Source organism: Iamia sp. SCSIO 61187, assembly GCF_019443745.1.
Classification (GTDB): Bacteria; Actinomycetota; Acidimicrobiia; order Acidimicrobiales; family Iamiaceae; genus Iamia.
The window spans coordinates 3,233,877-3,250,819 of the sequence record NZ_CP050948.1; the positions used below are offsets into that span (position 1 = coordinate 3,233,877).

Below are 16,943 nucleotides of genomic sequence, written 5' to 3' on the forward strand. Positions count from 1 at the left end.
ACGCACCGTAGCCAGCCCGCCACCGGGACGGCACGACGGTCAGAGGGCGGCCCGCCGGGCGGCCCGGACGGCCACGGCCAGGCCGTCGAGCCCACCACCGTCGTCGCTCACCAGCCGCCGGCGGACGGCGTCGGCCTCGGAGACGGCAGCAGGGTTGGCCGCCAGGTACCGGTCGACGGCCACAGCGGGGTCGACGGCGTCGGGGGCGGTCTGCAGGGCGCGGCGGGCCGCCTCCCGGCGGATCCCGACGAGGTCGTCGAGGAGGCCCTGGCGAGCGGCGCCCGCCCACGGTCCGCTGACGTCGGCCGTGGCCGCCATGCGGCGCAGGTCGTCGAGCCCGAGACGGCGCGCCACCGCCCGGAAGGCGGCGGCCACGGCCACGGGCTCCCGGCCGAGGTCGCGGGCGACGGCGGCCACGTCGTGGACGACCTCGAGCTCGGGCACGAGGGCGGCGCCGTCGGCGACCTCCGGGGCGAGCCCGCCGGCGGCCAGGCGCACGGCGAGCCGCCGTCGCTCCCGCCCCCGCTCGGGGTCGGCGGCCTCACCCATGTGCTGGACCAGCGCGTCGGCAACGGGACGGTCCTCCTCGATGCGGGCGATCGGGTCCCACGTGCGGCCCTGTCGCCGTTCCCGCTGGGCGCGGAGGAGCTCGGTGCGGGTCATGTCGTGGAGCAGGTCGGCCAGCAGGTCGCCCCCGTCGACCGGGTCGGGGTCGAGGTCGGGCAGGGTGGCCCCCCGGTGGCGGGAGAGGGTGCGCCAGCGGTCCGGTGACCGCAGGATGCCCCGGGCCACCCAGTAGGCCAGGGCCGTCTCCGGCACCGAGGCCCCGACCTCGGCGGCGAGGGTGACGACCGCGGTCAGACCGAGGTGGTCGACGAGGTCGTTGGCCACCTCGGCGGCGATGAGCTCCCGCCGGAGCCGGTGGTCGTCGAGGATGTCGTCGAACCGCTCCCGGAGACCGGGCGGGAAGTAGTCGACGAGGGCGTCGCGCAGCACCGGGTGGTCGGGGGCGGCCGAGGCCAGCAGCTCACCCGCCACCCTCCGCTTCACCCCGGCGAGGAGCACGGCCAGCTCGGGGCGGGTGAAGCCGGCCCCGGCGGCGGCTCGCGCCGCCAGCTCACCGTCGTCGGGGAGGGCCTCGACCTCGGGGTCGAGCACGCCCTCGGCGACGAGGTGGCGGAGCACGGCGATGGTCGCGTCCAGACCCTCGGGGGTGGTCCGCTCGGCCCGGTCGAGGGCCTCGCTCTGGGCCGCGCAGTCGGAGAGCACGGCGTCGACCACGTCGTCGACGTGCTCGACGAGCAGCGCGTCGCGCTCGTCGCGGTCGATGCGGCCGAGCGTCGCCGCCCGGGCCAGGAGGATCTTCAGGTTGACCTCGTGGTCCGAGCAGTCGACCCCGGCGGCGTTGTCGATGGCATCGACGTTGACCCGCGCCCCGCGGCGGGCGATCTCGATCCGGGCCCGCTGGGTGAGGGCCAGGTTGGCCCCCTCCCCCACGACCCGGGCCCGCAGGTCCCGGCCCACGACCCGCACCTCGGCGTTGGCCCGGTCGTCGACGCGGGCGTCGTCCTCCGTCGACGCCCGGACGTAGGTGCCGATGCCCCCGAAGTACAGGAGGTCGACCGGCGCGCACAGCACCGCCCGGACCAGGGCCGCCGGGGTCAGCTCCTCGTCGTCGACCCGCAGCGCAGTCTTCACCTCCGGCGTGAGCGGGACCGCCTTGGCCGTGCGGGGGTGGACGCCGCCGCCGGCCGAGATGAGGTCCGGGTCGTAGTCCGCCCACGACGAGCCGGGCAGCTCGAAGAGCCGGCGGCGCTCGGCGTGGGACGCCTCCGGGTCCGGGTCGGGATCGAGGAACACGTGGCGGTGGTCGAAGGCGGCGATCAGGCGGAGCTTGTCCGAGTGGAGGAGCCCGTTGCCGAACACGTCACCGGACATGTCGCCCACGCCGGCCATGGTGATCTCGTCCCGGTGGGCGTCGAGCCCCAGAGCACGGAGGTGGCGGGCGATGGCCACCCACGCGCCCCGGGCGGTGATGCCCAGCGCCTTGTGGTCGTAGCCCTTCGACCCGCCGGAGGCGAAGGCGTCGCCGAGCCAGAAGCCGCGGGCCTCGGCCAGGGCGTTGGCCCGATCGGAGAACGTGGCGGTGCCCTTGTCGGCGGCGACGACGAGGTACGGGTCGTCGCCGTCCCACCGGCCCGGGACGGGCACGACCCTGTCGCCGTCGAGGTCGTCGGTGACGTCGAGCAGGGCCCCGACGAACTGGTCGTAGGCGGCGGCCACCCGGCCGCGCCGGTCGTCCCCCACCGTCGCCGCCGCCTCCCCCCGGAGGACGAAGCCCCCCTTGGCCCCGGTGGGGACGATCACCGCGTTCTTCAGCACCTGGGCCCGCATGAGGTCGAGGACCTCGGACCGGTAGTCCTGGTCGCGGTCGCTGGCCCGCAGCCCGCCCCGGGCGACGGGCCCGGCCCGCAAGTGGACGCCCTCGACGTCGCGCCCGGAGACGAACACCTCGCGGTGGGGTCGCGGGTCGGGGCAGCCGGGCACGAGCGACGGGTCGAGCTTGAGGGCCAGCGGACCCTCCGGGCGGAGCTCGTGGTTGGCCCGCAGCGTCGCGTCGATCGTCCCGGCCAGGCCCCGCAGGATGCGGTCGTGGTCGAGTCGGGCGAGCCCGTCGCACAGGCGGTGCACGGCCTTCGAGGCCGCGGCGGCCCGGGCCGCCCGCCCCCCCGACTCGGGGTCGGCGTCGGCGTCGGGGTCGGCCCCGAAGCGGGCCCGCCAGAGGGCGACGAGCGCCCGGGCGATCTGGGGGTGGCCGACGAGGACCTCGTCCACGTAGGCCTCGTCGTCCTGGGGCGCCACCTGGTGGCGGTAGCGGCGGTAGGCGCGCAGGACCGCGACGTCGGGCCAGTCCAGCTCGGCGTGGAGGACCAGGCGGTTCAGCCCGTCGACCTCGGCCGGACCGGTGACCAGGGCGGCGACGGCCGCTCCGAGCCGGGCCGCGGTGGCCTTCTCGACGAGGGGTCGCGGGCGTCCCTCGCCGGCGACGGCGCGCACCCGCACCCCCAGGTGGTGGACGAAGAGGTCGTCGCCCACCGGCCACCGGGCCTCGTCGGTGACCCACAGCCCCAGGCTCTCGATCGCCGGCAGCAGCCGGGAGAGCTCGAGGTCGTGATCGACCACCAGGCACAGCCGCTCGGGGTCGTCGGTCGCCCGCCGGGCCCCGAACCACACCGTGACCCGGGGCGGCGCCCCCTTCGCCCCCGCCTGGCGCTCGAGGGCGACCACGTCGTCCACCGCGTCGCGGGGCACCACGGTGTCGCGGAAGGCCTCGGGGAGCCGGTCGGCCCACCGGGCGGCCACGACGGCCGGGTCGCCCAGCTCGTCGGCCGCCGGCGAGGCGGCGAGGGCTCCCGCCAGCTGCTCCTCCCAGGATCGGCAGACCAGCCGCACCTCGCGGGCGACGGCGTCGAGCTGGTCGGGCACCGGGCGGCCGGCCTCCACGTGCACGACCATCCGTGCCGTCACCGCCGACGACCCGCCGCCGATGGACAGGGCCACGTCGACCCGCTCGCCGTCGAGCTGCGCCAGGAGGAAGCGCTCCAGCCGCTGCCGGAGGCCCCGGTTCCAGCGGTCGACGGGCACGGTGACGAGGGCGGCCACGGCGTGCGAGCCGACGACGGGCCGGAGCACCACCCGCACCGAGTGGTCACGGTCCTCGGTCAGGAGCTCGCCGACGAGGGCGTGGAGGGAGTCGGTGTCGAGGCCGAAGAGGTCGTCCTCGGGGAGCGACTGGAACAGGAGCGTCACGTGCTGCTCGTCGTAGGACCCGGGGACGACGTCCTCCCGCTCGAGGAGCGCGTCGAGCTTGCGCCGGAGCAGGGGCACCGACGCCAGCGGGGCACCGGCCGCCCGCCGGGCCACGACCCACAGCAGGTGCTCGGCCGTGCCGCCCCCACCGTCGGCGTCCGGCGCCCACAGGTCGAGCCGGAGCATCGGGACCCGACGGTGGAGCGGGCTGAGGGCGGACAGGCGCACGACCCGGATCGGCTCCTCGGGTCCGACCGGGGCCGGCGTGCCCGCCCGGCCCGCCACCCGGGGGTCGCAGCGCAGCAGGCCGAGGTCGTGCTCACCGTCGGCCGCGGGGCCGTCCAGGGCGACGCCGGGCCCACGCCGACCGAGGCCGAGCAGGAGGGCGTTGCCCTCCAGGAGCCACCGCACGGTCCGGGCCGCGTCGGCGACGGCCACCCGGTTCGCCCCGTCCGCCGCCCCGCGCTCCATCAGGGCGTCGAGGGACAGGGCCGTCTCCAGCAGCCGGTCCCGGATCGCGGCGTGGTCCGCGGTGACGGCCCGCAGCAGCCCGAGCGTCACCTGGAGCCGGGCGGAGAGCGCCGCCGCCGTGCCGTCGTCGAGGTCGGCCACCAGCTCGATCTGGATGAGCGCCTCGGTGTGGGCCGCCCCGCGGGCCGGGCCCACCCCGACCAGCGCCCCGGCCGCGTCCCGCTCGGCGCCGTAGGCCATCGGCACGATGTCCAGGGCGCGCTGGCCGGCGGCCCGCAGCTCCTCCTCGACGGAGGTGACGATGAGCGGGCGATCGTCGCCCGCGATCTCGACCACCGAACCGCGCGCCTGGTGGCCGGCCAGCAGGTCGACGCCCGGCGGGCGCACCCGGACGGTCCACGGGTCCTGGTGCTCCATGGCCAGCGCCAGGGCGGCGTCGACGGCCTCGTCGGAGGGCGGCACCCCCTGGCGACGGCGGGCGACGGCCGCCTCGAAGCCGTCGCGCACGGCGGGCGGTGCGGTCACAGGGGTGGGGGACGGTTCGGCGGCCGACGCCAACGGAAGGACCTCCTCGAGGTCGGGGCCGGATCGTAGCCTTGAGCGGTGCCCGAGCTGCCGGAGGTGGAGACCATCCGTCGAGCGCTCGACCCCCTGCTGCGGGGACGGACGGTCACCGAGGCGGCCGCGCACCCGTCGCCGAAGTTCGCCCCCGCCACCGCCGCGGTGGGCGCCGAGATCGGTGCGGTCCACCGGCGGGGCAAGTACCTCCTCGCCGACCTCGCCGGCCCCGACGGGTCGTGGGAGCTCATCGTCCACCTCGGGATGACGGGCCAGCTCGGGCTCGACCTCGACCCCGACGGCCCCTACGCCCGGGCCTGGTGGGCGCTCGACGACGGGACCACGCTGACCTTCCGCGACGTCCGCCGCTTCGGCCGCATCGCCGTCGTGCCGGCCGGCGACCACCGCGCCCTGCCGACGCTCCACGCCCTCGGCCCCGAGCCCTTCGACCCGGCCTTCACCCCCGACGTGCTGTGGCGGGCGCTCCACGTCAGCCGCGCCCGGGTCAAGACCCAGCTCCTGTCGCAGCGCCCCGTCGCCGGGGTCGGGAACATCTACGCCGACGAGGCCCTGTGGCAGGCCGGGATCAACCCTGCGACCCGCCGGGTCGGCCGCAGCCGGGCGGCGCGGCTCCACGAGGCGATCCGCGACGCCCTGGCCCTCGGCCTGGCCAACGGCGGGACCACCCTCCGGGACTACCGCACCGTCAGCGGCGAGGCGGGCCGCAACCAGGCCGCCCTCGCCTGCTACGGCCGGTCCGGGCAGCCGTGCCTGCGGTGCGGGGCCACCCTGCGCCGCAGCGTCCTCGACGGCCGCAGCACCACCTGGTGCCCCCGCTGCCAGGCCCGGTGACGGGCTCCCGGCGTCGCTCCACCGGCGGTGAAAAACGCCGAAGGCACCGGCCGGAGCCGGTGCCTTCGTCGCCGATCAGAGGGTGATCAGTCGGTCAGCGGGACGCCGTAGGCGTCGGTGCGCGCCTGCTCGTTGCCCACGAGGATCAAGATGCCCTCGATCAGGCCCCAGATGCCGGCGATGCCACAGGTGACGATCGTGGCGACGATCTGGATGATGCCCTTCTTGGAGTTGCCGAGGTAGAAGTTGTGGATGCCCCAGGCGCCCAGGAAGATGCCCAGGAGGCCGGCCACCATCTTCTGCTTCGGCGCCCACCCGGCGGGCGGGCCGTCGGTGACGTTCCACCGGGGCGAGAGCAGCCCGGCGTTGCCCGAGGGGACCGGCGCCGGTCCCCCGCTGTAGCCACCTTGCGCGGGAGGCGGGCCGAGCGGTGCGCCACTGGGCGGAGGGATGTTGCTCATGAGCAGGATCGTCCTTGGACGTAGGGATGGAACGGGGCAAGTGTCGCACACCCGGACGGCTCGGTGGTGAGATCCTGCGTGAGGGATGGCTCCCCGGGGCAGGGTGGGGGGTTCAACCCTTGAGCGGGACCCCGTTGGCATCGGTGCTGATGCTCCCGGTGAGGATCATGATCCCCTCGACCAGGCCCCAGATGGACGACAGCCCGCAGGTCGGGAACAGCAGCAGCACCTGGGCGATCCCCTTGCCGGTGTAGCCCAGGTAGAAGTTGTGGACGCCGATGGAGCCCACGAGGATCCCCAGCAGCCCGGCGGTGAGCTTGTCCTTCTGCACGTAGCCGGGCGGGACGCCGGGCTGGACGGCGGGAGGACCGCCGTAGCCCGGCCCCGGCCCGTAGCCGGGCGGCGGGGCGTAGGCGCCGGGGGCGCCGTAGCCACCGGGGGCGGGACCACCGGGGGGCGGGCCGAACCCTCCGGGCGGCGGACCGCCGGGGGGCGGGCCGAACCCACCGGGCGGCGGGCCCGGGGGCGGGGCCGACGGAGGCCCGGGGGGCGGGCCCGACGGCTTGTCGAGCGAGGGACCCCCGGGCGGGGGCCCGGTGGGCGGGAGCGCGCCCCCGGACTCCGGGGGCGGGGGCAGCGACGCCCCCGACGGGATGACCACGGTCCCCCCGTCGTCGAGGATGCCGTCGGGCTTGGTCAGGTCCGGTCCACCGGCGTCGGGCGGCGGGTCCGCCGGCGGCGGGCCGCTGGGCGGTGGGGGTGGTGGGCTGTCGGACACGTGGGTCCCCTTCTGACCGGCGAGAGGGCGGCGCCCGGCACGGGGCCGGGTGGCCGAGGTTACGCGCTGTCGAGGACGCCCACGGACCGCAGGCGCCGCTCGAGGTGGTGCTCGGCGGCGCGGACGGCGAGCCGGTCGACCTCGGCCGTGGCCGGCGACTCGTCGGCGGCCAGGGCGGCGGCGAGCCGACCGCCGAGGACGTCGCGCAGGAGCTCGAGGGCGGCCGACGAGAGGGGCTGACCCCGTCGGTCGTCACGGCACACGACCCCGCCCTCCATGAGGTCGAAGGCGACGAGGCGGTCGGGCGCCCCGCACACGACGCACCGGTCGAGCACGGGCGCCACGCCCTCGAGGGCGAGGAGCTTCCAGAGGTAGCCGGCCACGACGAGCGGCGACGGGGTGGCGGCCAGGGTCCGGAGGGCGCCGAGCAGCAGGCGGTACTGCGCCGGGTTGGGCTCCCGCTCCAGGGCGACCTGCTGGGCGGCCTCGACCATGGTGAGGGCCTGCCCCAGGGCGTGCAGGTCGGTCCGCAGGGCCCGGAAGTGGTCGACCGACTCGACCTGGGTGATGGTGTCGAGCTCGCCCCGGCCGCGGTAGAGCTGGACGGCGACGTGGCTGGGCGGCTCGAGGCGAGCCCCGAAGCGGCTCTTGGTGCGCCGGACGCCCTTGGCCACGGCCCGCACCTCGCCGTGCTGCTCGGTCAGCAAGACGACGATGCGATCGGCCTCGCCCAGCTTGTAGGTGCGCAGCACCAGGGCGTGGTCGCGGTAGAGCCCGACCTGGTGCTCGCGCTCGCCCCGGCTCATCGGCGATCGCGGGGGGCCGGCACCCCGACCACGCTACCGGCGGGCCCCGGGGCCCGGCGGGACGGTGGGTCGCCGGTCGGGGGACGTGGGTAGCGTGCGCTGGTGGAGAGGCTCGAGGCGCTGGGTGAGCGGTGGCCGTGGTTCGGCACGGCGCTCGCCGTGCACGGGCGGGTGGGCGAGACCAACGGCAGCTCGACGGCGTCGGCCGCCACCGTGCAGTTCTTCGTGGCCCTGTTCCCGCTGATCCTCGTCGTCATCGCCGTCGTCGGCTTCCTGTCCTCCGGTGACGACACCATCGCCGCCGACATCATCGACGGCCTCGGCCTCGAGGGGACCGCCGCCCAGAACATGCAGGACGCCATCGCCACCGCCCAGGACAGCCGCCGCACCGCGTCGGTGGTCGGCATCGTGGGGCTGCTGTGGAGCGGGCTCGGGGTCACGACCGCCGTGTCCCTCGCCGTGCGCACGCCGTGGCAGCGCAAGGTCGAGGGCCTCAAGGGCAAGGGCTTCGGGCTGATCTGGCTCCTCGGCGGGGCGGTGACCTTCGGCGGGGCGCTCGGCGCCGGCGCCCTCCTCAACCGCACCCCCGACGTGGTCCCCCGCCCGGTGACGGCGGCGGGCCTGATCCTGCTGGGCGTGGCCCTCGAGCTCGGGTTCTTCCTGTGGACCTTCTGGATCCTCGGCGACCGGCGAGCCGGCTGGCGGGCCCTCCTGCCCGGCGCGGTCGTCGGCGCCCTGGGCTTCGAGGTCCTGAAGCTGGTCGGCACCGTCCTCGTCCCCCGCATGGTCGCCTCGTCGTCGTCGCTGTACGGGCCCCTCGGCGTCGTGTTCGCCGTCCTCGCCTGGCTCACGATCTTCTCCCGGCTGATCGTCTACGCCTCGGCCCTGAACGCCGTCCGCTACGAGGAGGACCACGGCTTCACGACGCTCGAGATCAAGGCCGTCCGCTTCGAGGGCGAGGTCCCCGTCGAGGCCGACCGTGGGGGTGCCGTCGTCGACGTCGAACCCCAGGCCGACCACAGCTGATCCGGCGATGAGCCTCCGCCCCGCCGACGCGGCCACCGCCGTCACGACCTCCCTGGCCCGGGTCACCGCCGCCCTCCCGGGAGGCGGTGAGGAGCGGCCCGGCCAGGTCGCCATGGCCGAGGCCGTCACCCGCGCCATCGCCGCCGGTCGCCACGTGGTCGTCCAGGCCGGCACCGGCACGGGCAAGTCGCTCGCCTACCTGGTCCCCGCCGCCCTGTCGGGCCAGCCCGTGGTGATCGCCACCGCCACCAAGGCCCTCCAGGACCAGCTCGTGGGCAAGGACCTGCCCTTCCTCGCCGACCACCTCGACGAGCCCCTCACCTACGCCGTGCTGAAGGGGCGCTCGAACTACGTCTGCCGCCAGCGGCTGGGCGAGATCGGCGGGTCGGCCCAGCAGCTGGCCCTCGACGGGCTGGTCGAGCGGGCCCCCGAGGAGGAGCTGCGGGAGATCACCACGTGGGCGGCGACCACCGTCACCGGCGATCGGGCCGAGCTGCCCTTCGAGCCCTCGCCCGAGGCGTGGGCGGCGGTGAGCGTCGGGTCGCGGGAGTGCCCGGGCGCCACCCGGTGCCCGCAGGGCGGGTCGTGCTTCGCCGAGTCGGCGCGGACCGTCGCCGCCGACGCCGACGTCATCGTCGTCAACCTGCACCTCTACGGGCTCCACCTCGAGAGCGGCGGGGTCGTCCTCCCCGAGCACGACGTGGTGATCATCGACGAGGCCCACCAGCTCGAGGACGTCATCTCGTCGACCTTCGGCGTCGACCTCACCGCCGGCCGCTTCGCCGCCCTGGCCCGCCTGGCCGGCGCCGTGCTGGAGGACCCCACGACGCTCGGGTCGGTCGAGGCCGCCGGGGCCCAGGTCGCCGACGCCCTGGCCGAGCACGTGGGCCGCCGGCTGCGCGGCCGCCTGGAGCCGGAGATCGCCGACGCCGTGGCCGACGCCCGCATCGCCGTCGACGGCCTGCTGACCTCGCTCAAGAACGTCCCGACCGACAAGGGGGAGGACACCGCGGCGAAGGCCACGCGGGCGTCCAAGGCCGCCGGCCGTCTGGCCGACGAGCTCGACGCCGTGCTCGAGGTGCGGACCGGTCACGTGATGTGGGTCGAGGGCCCCGAGCGGTCGCCGTCGCTGCGGCTGGCCCCGGTCGACGTGGCCCCGACGCTCGCCGAGCGGCTGTGGGCCGAGACCACCGCCGTGCTCACCAGCGCCACGGTCCCGCCGGCCATCGTCACCCGGCTGGGCCTGCCGGAGGACCGGGTGGACGTCCTCGACGTCGGCAGCCCCTTCGACCACGAGGACCACGCCCTCCTCTACTGCGCCGTCCACCTCCCCGACCCCCGAGAGCCGGCCTACGAGCCCGCCACCCATGCCGAGCTGATGGCCCTGATCGAGGCCGCCGGCGGGCGCACCCTGGCCCTGTTCACCTCCTACCGGGCCATGGACGCCGCCGCCGAGGTGCTGAAGCCCCGCCTGTCGGTGCCGGTGCTCACCCAGCGGGACCTGCCCAAGCCGGCCCTCGTGGCCGCGTTCACGGCCGACGAGCCCACGTGCCTGTTCGCCACCATGGGGTTCTGGCAGGGCGTCGACGTCCCCGGCCGGACCCTCTCGCTGGTCGCCATCGACCGCATCCCGTTCCCCCGCCCCGACGAGCCGCTGATGCAGGCGCGCCGCGAGGCGGCCCGGGCCGACGCCTTCCGCCTCGTCGACCTGGACCGGGCGGCGACGCTGCTGGCCCAGGGCGCCGGCCGCCTGATCCGCTCGTCGGAGGACCGTGGGGTCGTCGCCGTGCTCGACCCCCGCCTGGCCAAGGCCCGCTACCGCTGGGACCTGGTCCGGGCCCTGCCGCCCATGCGCCGCACCAAGGACCGGGCCGAGGCCGAGGCCTTCCTCCGCCAGGTGACCGCCCCCTGACCGAGACCACGACGTGCAAGGAGCGCGAGCGGATGGGCGTGGCCACGACGCCGGTCGGTGCGGTCACCCTCGTCGGAACGACGTCCGTCGCCATCCTCGGTTCTGTTCGCGCCAGGCGACACCGGTGTCCGGCAGCGGTGTCAGAACGGCGATGGCCGCCTCGACGGTCGTTCTGTTCGCGCCAGGCGACATCGGTGTCCGGCAGCGGTGTCAGAACGGCGCCGGCGGCCACGACACCGACCGCCGAGCAGACCACCGACACGCCGGCCTCTGCCTGGCCATCGCGCTCCGGATCACCGCCAGGCTGATCGACCACCGCACCCAGCACCGCCGACCCATCCGCCGAACCCCCAGGCACCTCGTGGCCCAGGGCTGGTCGCGGCGGTGCGCCGGGGGTGAGAGCATCGCGGGATGTCGGCGAGCGCCCCCCAGACCATCTCGTACCCGGCGCCCGGCGCGCGCCCGTCACGGGACGCCGGCGAACGGGTCGCCCCCCACGTCGTCACCCTGTTCGGCGCCACGGGGGATCTGGCCCGGCGCAAGCTCCTGCCCGGCCTGGCCCACCTCGACGCCTCATCGCTCGCCCCCGACATCCGGGTCGTGGGCACCTCGCTCGAGGACCACGACGACGCCTCCTTCCGCGCCTTCGCCCGCCAGGCCGTCGACGAGTTCTCGTCCCACCCCCTGACGCCGGCGCAGTGGGACGCCTTCGCCGAGACGCTCGTCTACGTCCCCCAGTCCGCCGGACCCGAGGCCCTCGCCACCGCCGTCCACGAGGCCGAGGCCCTCCTCGGCGACGGCGCCCTCCGGCTCCACTACCTGAGCGTCCCGCCCCGGGCCGCGCTGGCGGTGATCGACACGCTGCGCGCCGCCGGGCTCGTCGACCGATCCCGCGTGGTGATGGAGAAGCCGTTCGGCACCGACCTGCCGTCGGCCGTCGCCCTGAACCACCAGGTCCACCAGACCTTCGGCGAGGAACAGATCTTCCGCATCGACCACTTCCTAGGCAAGGAGGCGGCGCAGAACATCCTCGCCTTCCGGTTCGCCAACGGCCTGTTCGAGCCCATCTGGAACCGCAACTTCATCGACCACGTGCAGATCGACATCCCCGAGACGCTGGGCCTCGACCGTCGCTCCGCCTTCTACGAGGCCACCGGCGCCTACAAGGACATGGTCGTGACCCACCTGTTCCAGGTGCTCGCCTTCGTCGCCATGGAGCCGCCGACGGCCCTCGAGCCCCGGGCGATCAGCGAGGAGAAGAACAAGGTCTTCCGGTCGCTGCTGCCGGTCCAGCCCGGAGACGTCGTCCGGGGCCAGTACGTCGGCTACCACGACGAGGACGGCGTGGCCCGTGACTCCGACACGGAGACCTTCATCGCCCTCAAGGCCGGCCTCGACAACTGGCGGTGGGCCGGCGTGCCGTTCTACCTCCGCACCGGCAAGCGCATGGCCGAGGGCCTGCGCATCATCTCCATCGCCTTCAAGGAGGCGCCCCGGTCGATGTTCCCGGCGGGCTCGGGGGTGGGCGCCGCCGGCCCCGACCACCTCACCTTCGACCTGGCCGAGGACTCCAAGGTCTCGCTCTCGTTCTACGGCAAGCGGCCGGGGCCGGGCATGAAGCTCGACAAGCTGAGCATGCAGTTCTCGACCCACGAGACCGAGCGGGCCGGCGAGGTCCTGGAGGCCTACGAGCGGCTGATCCTCGACGCCATGTGGGGCGACCACACCCTGTTCACCACGGCCGAGGGCATCGAGAGCCTGTGGGAGCGCTCGATCCCGCTGCTCGACGACCCGCCGCCGGTCAAGCCCTACGCCCCCGGGACCTGGGGTCCCAACGCCATCCACCAGCTGATCGCCCCCCACGCCTGGCGCCTGCCGTTCGAGCGGGGCTGGCGCCAGAGCCGGTAGGTCGCCGTGCCGGCCGCGCTCCCCGACGACCTGGTCGACGCCTACCTCCGGCGACTGGGTCTCGACCGGGAGCCGCCGTCGGCCGACGGCCTCGCCCGCATCCACCGGGCCCACGTCGAGCGGATCCCGTGGGAGACGGCGTGGATCCACGAGGGCCGGGACTGGGGCATCGCCACCACCTCCTCGGCCGCCCGCATCGCCACCACACGGCGGGGCGGGTACTGCTTCCACCTCAACGGAGGGTTCGCCGCCCTGGTCGCCGCCCTCGGCTACCACGTCACCCGGCACGTCGGCCGGGTCCACGGACCCGACGGGCCCTCGGCCGACGGGCCGATCAACCACCTCGCCCTGGTCGTGTCCGACCTGCCCGCGGACGACTGCCCCGAGGGGCGCTGGTACGTCGACGTGGGCCTGGGCGACGGCCTCCACTCCCCGACGCCGCTGGTCGTCGGGCCGATCGAGCAGCCGCCGTTCACCATGGTGCTCGCAGCCGTCACGCCCGAGGGCGTCGGCGAGTGGCACCTCGCCCACGACCCCGCCGGCTCCTTCACCGGCATGAGCTTCGGCGGCCCCCCGACCGGGATGGACGTCTTCGGCGAGCGCCACACGTGGCTCACCACCGACCCGGAGTCGAACTTCGTCCGCTACTTCGTCGTCAAGCGACGGACGGCCGACACGGAGGTCGCGCTGCGGGGCCTGAACCACTCGGTCGTCGCCGCCGACGGGACCACCACGACGATCGTCGACGACCGGTCGTCGTGGCTCGACCTGCTGGCCGAGGAGTTCGGCATCGAGCCGCAGGACCCCGACCGTCTCTGGCCGCGCGTCCTGCGGGCCCACCAGGTGTGGACCGCCGCCCAAGGCTGACAGGTGGCAGGCTGCCGCCCGTGACCGCTCCCCACCGCGTCGTCCAGTGGACGACGGGCAACGTCGCCCGCCAGACCGTGCGGGCCGTCCTCGGCCGCCCCGACCTGGAGCTCGTCGGCGTCTACGCCTTCTCTCCGGCGAAGGAGGGCGTCGACGTCGGCGAGCTGTGCGGGCTCGACGCCCCCGTCGGCGTCTCCGCCACGTCCGACGTCGAGGCCCTGTTGGCCCTCGGCCCCGACTGCGTCGTCTACACACCCCTGCACGTCGACGTGGACGAGGTCGCCACGCTGCTGCGCGCCGGGGTCGACGTGGTGACGTCGTCGGAGCTGCTGACCGGGCGCTCGCTCGGGCCGGCCGCGGTGGAGACGTTGTCGTCCGCCGCCCGCGACGGGGGCGCCACCCTGTTCGGCAGCGGCATGAACCCCGGCTTCGCCCAGCTGGTGGCCGGGGTCCTGGCGGGCGCGTCGCTCGACGTGCGCCACGTCCGGGTCACCGAGTCGGTCGACACCAGCCTGTTCGCCGGCGACTCCAACATGGACGACCTCGGGTGGGGCCGGCCGATCGGGGACCCGGGCCACGCCGAGGACGTGGAGCGGGCGGTGAGGGTCTTCGCCGACGGCGTCGACGTGCTCTGCGCCCTCCTCGGTGTCGCCGTGGAGGAGACCCGCTGCGCCGTCACCTTGGCGGCGGCCACCCGCGACCTCGACCTCTCGGGCCGGCCGATCGCCGCAGGCGGCGTGGCCGGCATCGACGTCCGGTGGTCCGGGTGGGCCGGGGGGCGGGAGGTGGTCGAGCTGGCGCAGCGCTGGGTGATGACCCGGGACCTCGAGCCCGAGATGCCGGTCGAGCACGGCTACCTCGTCGAGGTCGACGGCGACCCCCAGGTGCGAGCCAAGGTCGACATCTGGCCCGACCAGGACCTGGCGACCCTCACCCCGGAGGCCATCCACGCCATCGGCATGCGCATCACCGGCGTCCCCGTCGTCAACGCCATCCCCGCCGTCGTGGCCGCACCGCCCGGAATCCAGACCTACGCCACCCTCGCCATGGTCACCCCCCGCCTGATGGTCTGACGTGGGCCACCGGAGACGGCAGCGCCGCGAACCTTGGACGGAAACCGCCGCATGCTGCGGGGTTCCGTACAAAGCTTGGCCCCCCTGGACGGGATCGGGGGCAGAGTTGCGGCCGTGACCATCGAGTGGAGCGCCGATGTGGCGGTGGCGGACTGGATCGGGCCCCGCCTGATGGGCTTCGCCGAGGGGGTCGGCGCCGTCGTGCCAACCGGGTTCGCCGCCTACGGACGGCTCCTCCACCCCATCGACGACCAGTCGGGTGCCCCGACCCGACGGTGGGCCGAGGTGGCGCAGGCGAACGGGCGCATCGTCCACCCGGAGATGCAGCTCCTCCTGATCAGCACCCGCCCCGGCCAGGCCGCGCACGGGTGGGCTCAGCCGTCGACCGATGTGAGCTGGGGGTCGCTCCCGCCCCGGGAGCTGGCCGTCCTGGCCGAGGTGCTCGGCCGCCACACCACCACGCCCGAGCGGTGCTGGTTCGGCGTCTGGGACGGCTTCGGGCAGCTGAACGGCTCGGCGGTGATGCTCACCTTCGACGGCCGGGGCGAACCCATCCCTTCGCCCGTCCCCCGAGAGGTGCTCGACGGACCCCTCCTACGCCTGCCGAACCGCGACTACCTGCTGGCGATCGGTGCCGTGGCCGAGGTCGTCGACCTCGAGGAGGCCCTCGACCACCAGTCCCCCAACCTCTGGTGGCCCGAGGACCGGGCGTGGTGCGTGGCCACCGAGATCGACCTTGCCTGGACTTTCGTCGCCGGGACGACCGCGCTCATCGAGGAGCTGGTCGCCCACCCGGGGCTCGAGGTGCTGGTGACCGAGCCCACCCACCGGGTGACGTTCGACGGCGACCACCTGAACCAGGCTCTGGATGTCGCGCCCCCGGCTTGACGACCCTCTGCGCGACGAGCGACGGAGAGGAGGCTCGCATCAGCGAGCTCATCGACGGCACCCCCCTCCGCCCCGCCTCCTTGCACCGGCTCCTCTGCGGAGCGCACGTCCACCGGTTGGTGATCTCCGCCGACGGCGAGGTCCTCGACGCCGCCAAAGACATCCACGTCCTCCGACCCCGCCCCCCACCCTGAAGGGGCGGCTCCGCCGCGCCTCACCCATCCGCAACCGAGGCCAACGCCGCGCCCTCCGCTTCCGCCACGCGACGCACTGCGCCTTCCCCGGCTGCGACGCGCCATCGGACTGGACCGAAGCCCACCACGTCATCGACTACGACCCCGACCCCACCAACCACCACGTCCGCACCGACATGGCCAACCTGGTGCCCCTGTGGCGGTACCACCACCACAAGGTCCACGAAGGCGGGTTCACCCTCACCCTCGAGCCCGACGGCACCGTCGAGGTCCACCGACCACCCGACGACCACGGCCGACGATGTCGCACCACCCCCGCCCGCCCCTGGCGCCGACCCCTGGTGCCCGTCGGGTGACAGCGCCATGATCCGACCCGTGGCGCCACCTGAGCGGTCGGCGATCGACCACACCCCCGACCGAGCCCAGCACTGGGACGACTGCGATCCGGATGTCCGGCGCTGGGTCGAGGGGATCGTGTCCGGCGTCGTCGAGGAGCTCCCTCGACCGGTGGGCGTGTACCTGCACGGCTCGTTGGCGATGGGCTGCTACCACCGGGCCCACAGCGACGCGGACCTGCTCGTCGTCGTCGACGTCCTCCCGACCGAGCGGGAGCGCCGCTCGCTCGCCCTCCGCCTGCTCGACGTCTCCGAGCAGCGTCCGACGAGCGCCGGCCTGGAGCTCTCGGTCGTCCTCCGCAGCGCCGTGGAGGCGCCCCGCCACCCGGTGCCGTACGCATGCCACTTCTCCGAGAGGTGGGTCGCCGACGTCCGCTCCGGCGGAGCGGGTCCTCGCGGCACCGACCCCGATCTGGCGGGCCACTGCGCTGTGACCCGCCACCGGGGCATCGCTCTCCTCGGGCCGGAGCCGACCGAGGTGGTGGGCGAGGTCGCGCGCCGCGACCTCGTCGCCTCGGTGCTGGCCGATGTGCGCGACACCCTCGCCGACGGGCTCGTCAGCACGCCGGTGTACGGCGTGCTCAACGCCTGCCGGACCCTGCACCTGCTCGCCCACGATCCGGCGCCGCCGCTCAGCAAGGAGGAGGGCGGCGCCTGGGCCCTCGCCCACCTGCCTCCGACCCATCGCCCGGTCGTCGCCGACGCCCTGGAGTGCTACCGCTCGGCCGCCGAGGTCCCGGCCGACCTCCGCCGCACCCACGGCCATCGGTGGGACGAGGAGGCGTTGCTCGCTCTGGCGGCCTTCGTGCGGGACAGCATCCGCTCGGCGCCGGGAAACCGCTTGCCCCGTGGGGCGACCGGCGCGACGGTGGGCCCCTCGCCGAGTGGAGGAGGTGCCGCGTGACCACGACCGCTGCCCACCGCCCCGCTCGCGCGCACCGGAC

The 16,943-nt window shown here is 75.1% G+C and carries 14 protein-coding genes; 10 read left to right on the forward strand and 4 right to left on the reverse strand.

Features of this window, described 5'->3' with window-relative positions; translation table 11 throughout:
• Nucleotides 1–39 precede the first annotated feature (39 nt).
• A complete protein-coding gene (locus HC251_RS15380; protein ID WP_219941475.1) occupies nt 40–4,806 on the reverse strand; it encodes an NAD-glutamate dehydrogenase domain-containing protein in 4,767 nt (1,588 codons plus the stop codon).
• A gap of 78 nt (nt 4,807–4,884) precedes the next feature.
• On the opposite strand from HC251_RS15380, the gene mutM reads away from it, so the two are divergent.
• Nucleotides 4,885–5,691, forward strand: coding sequence for a bifunctional DNA-formamidopyrimidine glycosylase/DNA-(apurinic or apyrimidinic site) lyase (mutM, locus tag HC251_RS15385; protein ID WP_219941476.1), 807 nt, complete (start codon nt 4,885–4,887; stop codon nt 5,689–5,691).
• 86 nt (nt 5,692–5,777) lie between these two features.
• On the opposite strand, the gene HC251_RS15390 is transcribed toward mutM, so the two are convergent.
• The 3 genes from HC251_RS15390 to recO form a co-directional block, all read right to left on the reverse strand.
• A complete protein-coding gene (locus tag HC251_RS15390) occupies nt 5,778–6,152 on the reverse strand; it encodes a TM2 domain-containing protein (RefSeq protein WP_219941477.1) in 375 nt (124 codons plus the stop codon).
• 112 nt (nt 6,153–6,264) lie between these two features.
• The gene (locus HC251_RS26040; RefSeq protein ID WP_304608280.1) at nt 6,265–6,930 is read right to left on the reverse strand and encodes a TM2 domain-containing protein; all 666 of its coding nucleotides are present in this window, start codon (nt 6,928–6,930) and stop codon (nt 6,265–6,267) included.
• Between the two features lie 59 nt (nt 6,931–6,989).
• Nucleotides 6,990–7,736, reverse strand: coding sequence for a DNA repair protein RecO (gene recO / locus HC251_RS15400; protein ID WP_219941478.1), 747 nt, complete (start codon nt 7,734–7,736; stop codon nt 6,990–6,992).
• Nucleotides 7,737–7,838: 102 nt separating this feature from the next.
• Between recO and HC251_RS15405 the strand changes: the two genes are divergently transcribed.
• From HC251_RS15405 to HC251_RS15445, 9 genes are all read left to right on the forward strand, one after another.
• Nucleotides 7,839–8,762 carry a YihY/virulence factor BrkB family protein gene (locus HC251_RS15405; RefSeq protein WP_219941479.1) on the forward strand — a complete coding sequence of 308 codons (924 nt, stop codon included), beginning with the start codon at nt 7,839–7,841 and terminating at the stop codon, nt 8,760–8,762.
• 7 nt (nt 8,763–8,769) lie between these two features.
• Nucleotides 8,770–10,674 carry an ATP-dependent DNA helicase gene (locus HC251_RS15410; protein ID WP_219941480.1) on the forward strand — a complete coding sequence of 635 codons (1,905 nt, stop codon included), beginning with the start codon at nt 8,770–8,772 and terminating at the stop codon, nt 10,672–10,674.
• 411 nt (nt 10,675–11,085) lie between these two features.
• Nucleotides 11,086–12,582, forward strand: a complete 1,497-nt coding sequence (gene zwf, locus HC251_RS15415; RefSeq protein ID WP_219941481.1) for a glucose-6-phosphate dehydrogenase — start codon at nt 11,086–11,088, stop codon at nt 12,580–12,582.
• 6 nt (nt 12,583–12,588) lie between these two features.
• Nucleotides 12,589–13,449, forward strand: a complete 861-nt coding sequence (locus HC251_RS15420; protein ID WP_219941482.1) for an arylamine N-acetyltransferase — start codon at nt 12,589–12,591, stop codon at nt 13,447–13,449.
• 20 nt (nt 13,450–13,469) lie between these two features.
• On the forward strand, nt 13,470–14,522 hold the full coding sequence (locus HC251_RS15425; protein WP_219941483.1) for a hypothetical protein: 1,053 nt from the start codon (nt 13,470–13,472) through the stop codon (nt 14,520–14,522).
• 114 nt (nt 14,523–14,636) lie between these two features.
• Nucleotides 14,637–15,410 (forward strand): hypothetical protein, encoded by a 774-nt coding sequence (locus tag HC251_RS15430; protein ID WP_219941484.1) that lies wholly within the window; start codon nt 14,637–14,639, stop codon nt 15,408–15,410.
• Nucleotides 15,407–15,604 (forward strand): hypothetical protein, encoded by a 198-nt coding sequence (locus tag HC251_RS15435; protein ID WP_219941485.1) that lies wholly within the window; start codon nt 15,407–15,409, stop codon nt 15,602–15,604. Before HC251_RS15430 ends, HC251_RS15435 begins: the two co-directional genes overlap by 4 nt.
• A gap of 176 nt (nt 15,605–15,780) precedes the next feature.
• The gene (locus HC251_RS15440) at nt 15,781–15,960 is read left to right on the forward strand and encodes a hypothetical protein (RefSeq protein ID WP_219941486.1); all 180 of its coding nucleotides are present in this window, start codon (nt 15,781–15,783) and stop codon (nt 15,958–15,960) included.
• 19 nt (nt 15,961–15,979) lie between these two features.
• Nucleotides 15,980–16,903, forward strand: a complete 924-nt coding sequence (locus HC251_RS15445) for an aminoglycoside adenylyltransferase domain-containing protein (protein WP_219941487.1) — start codon at nt 15,980–15,982, stop codon at nt 16,901–16,903.
• The last annotated feature ends 40 nt before the right edge of the window (nt 16,904–16,943 follow it).

Excerpts from the sequence above, each read along its gene's own strand:
- HC251_RS15390 (WP_219941477.1), bottom strand. The coding sequence starts at position 6,152 with ATGAGCAACATCCCTCCGCCCAGTGGCGCACCGCTCGGCCCGCCTCCC.
- recO (WP_219941478.1), bottom strand. The coding sequence starts at position 7,736 with ATGAGCCGGGGCGAGCGCGAGCACCAGGTCGGGCTCTACCGCGACCAC.
- HC251_RS15410 (WP_219941480.1), top strand. The coding sequence starts at position 8,770 with ATGAGCCTCCGCCCCGCCGACGCGGCCACCGCCGTCACGACCTCCCTG.
- zwf (WP_219941481.1), top strand. The coding sequence starts at position 11,086 with ATGTCGGCGAGCGCCCCCCAGACCATCTCGTACCCGGCGCCCGGCGCG.
- HC251_RS15440 (WP_219941486.1), top strand. The coding sequence starts at position 15,781 with ATGGCCAACCTGGTGCCCCTGTGGCGGTACCACCACCACAAGGTCCAC.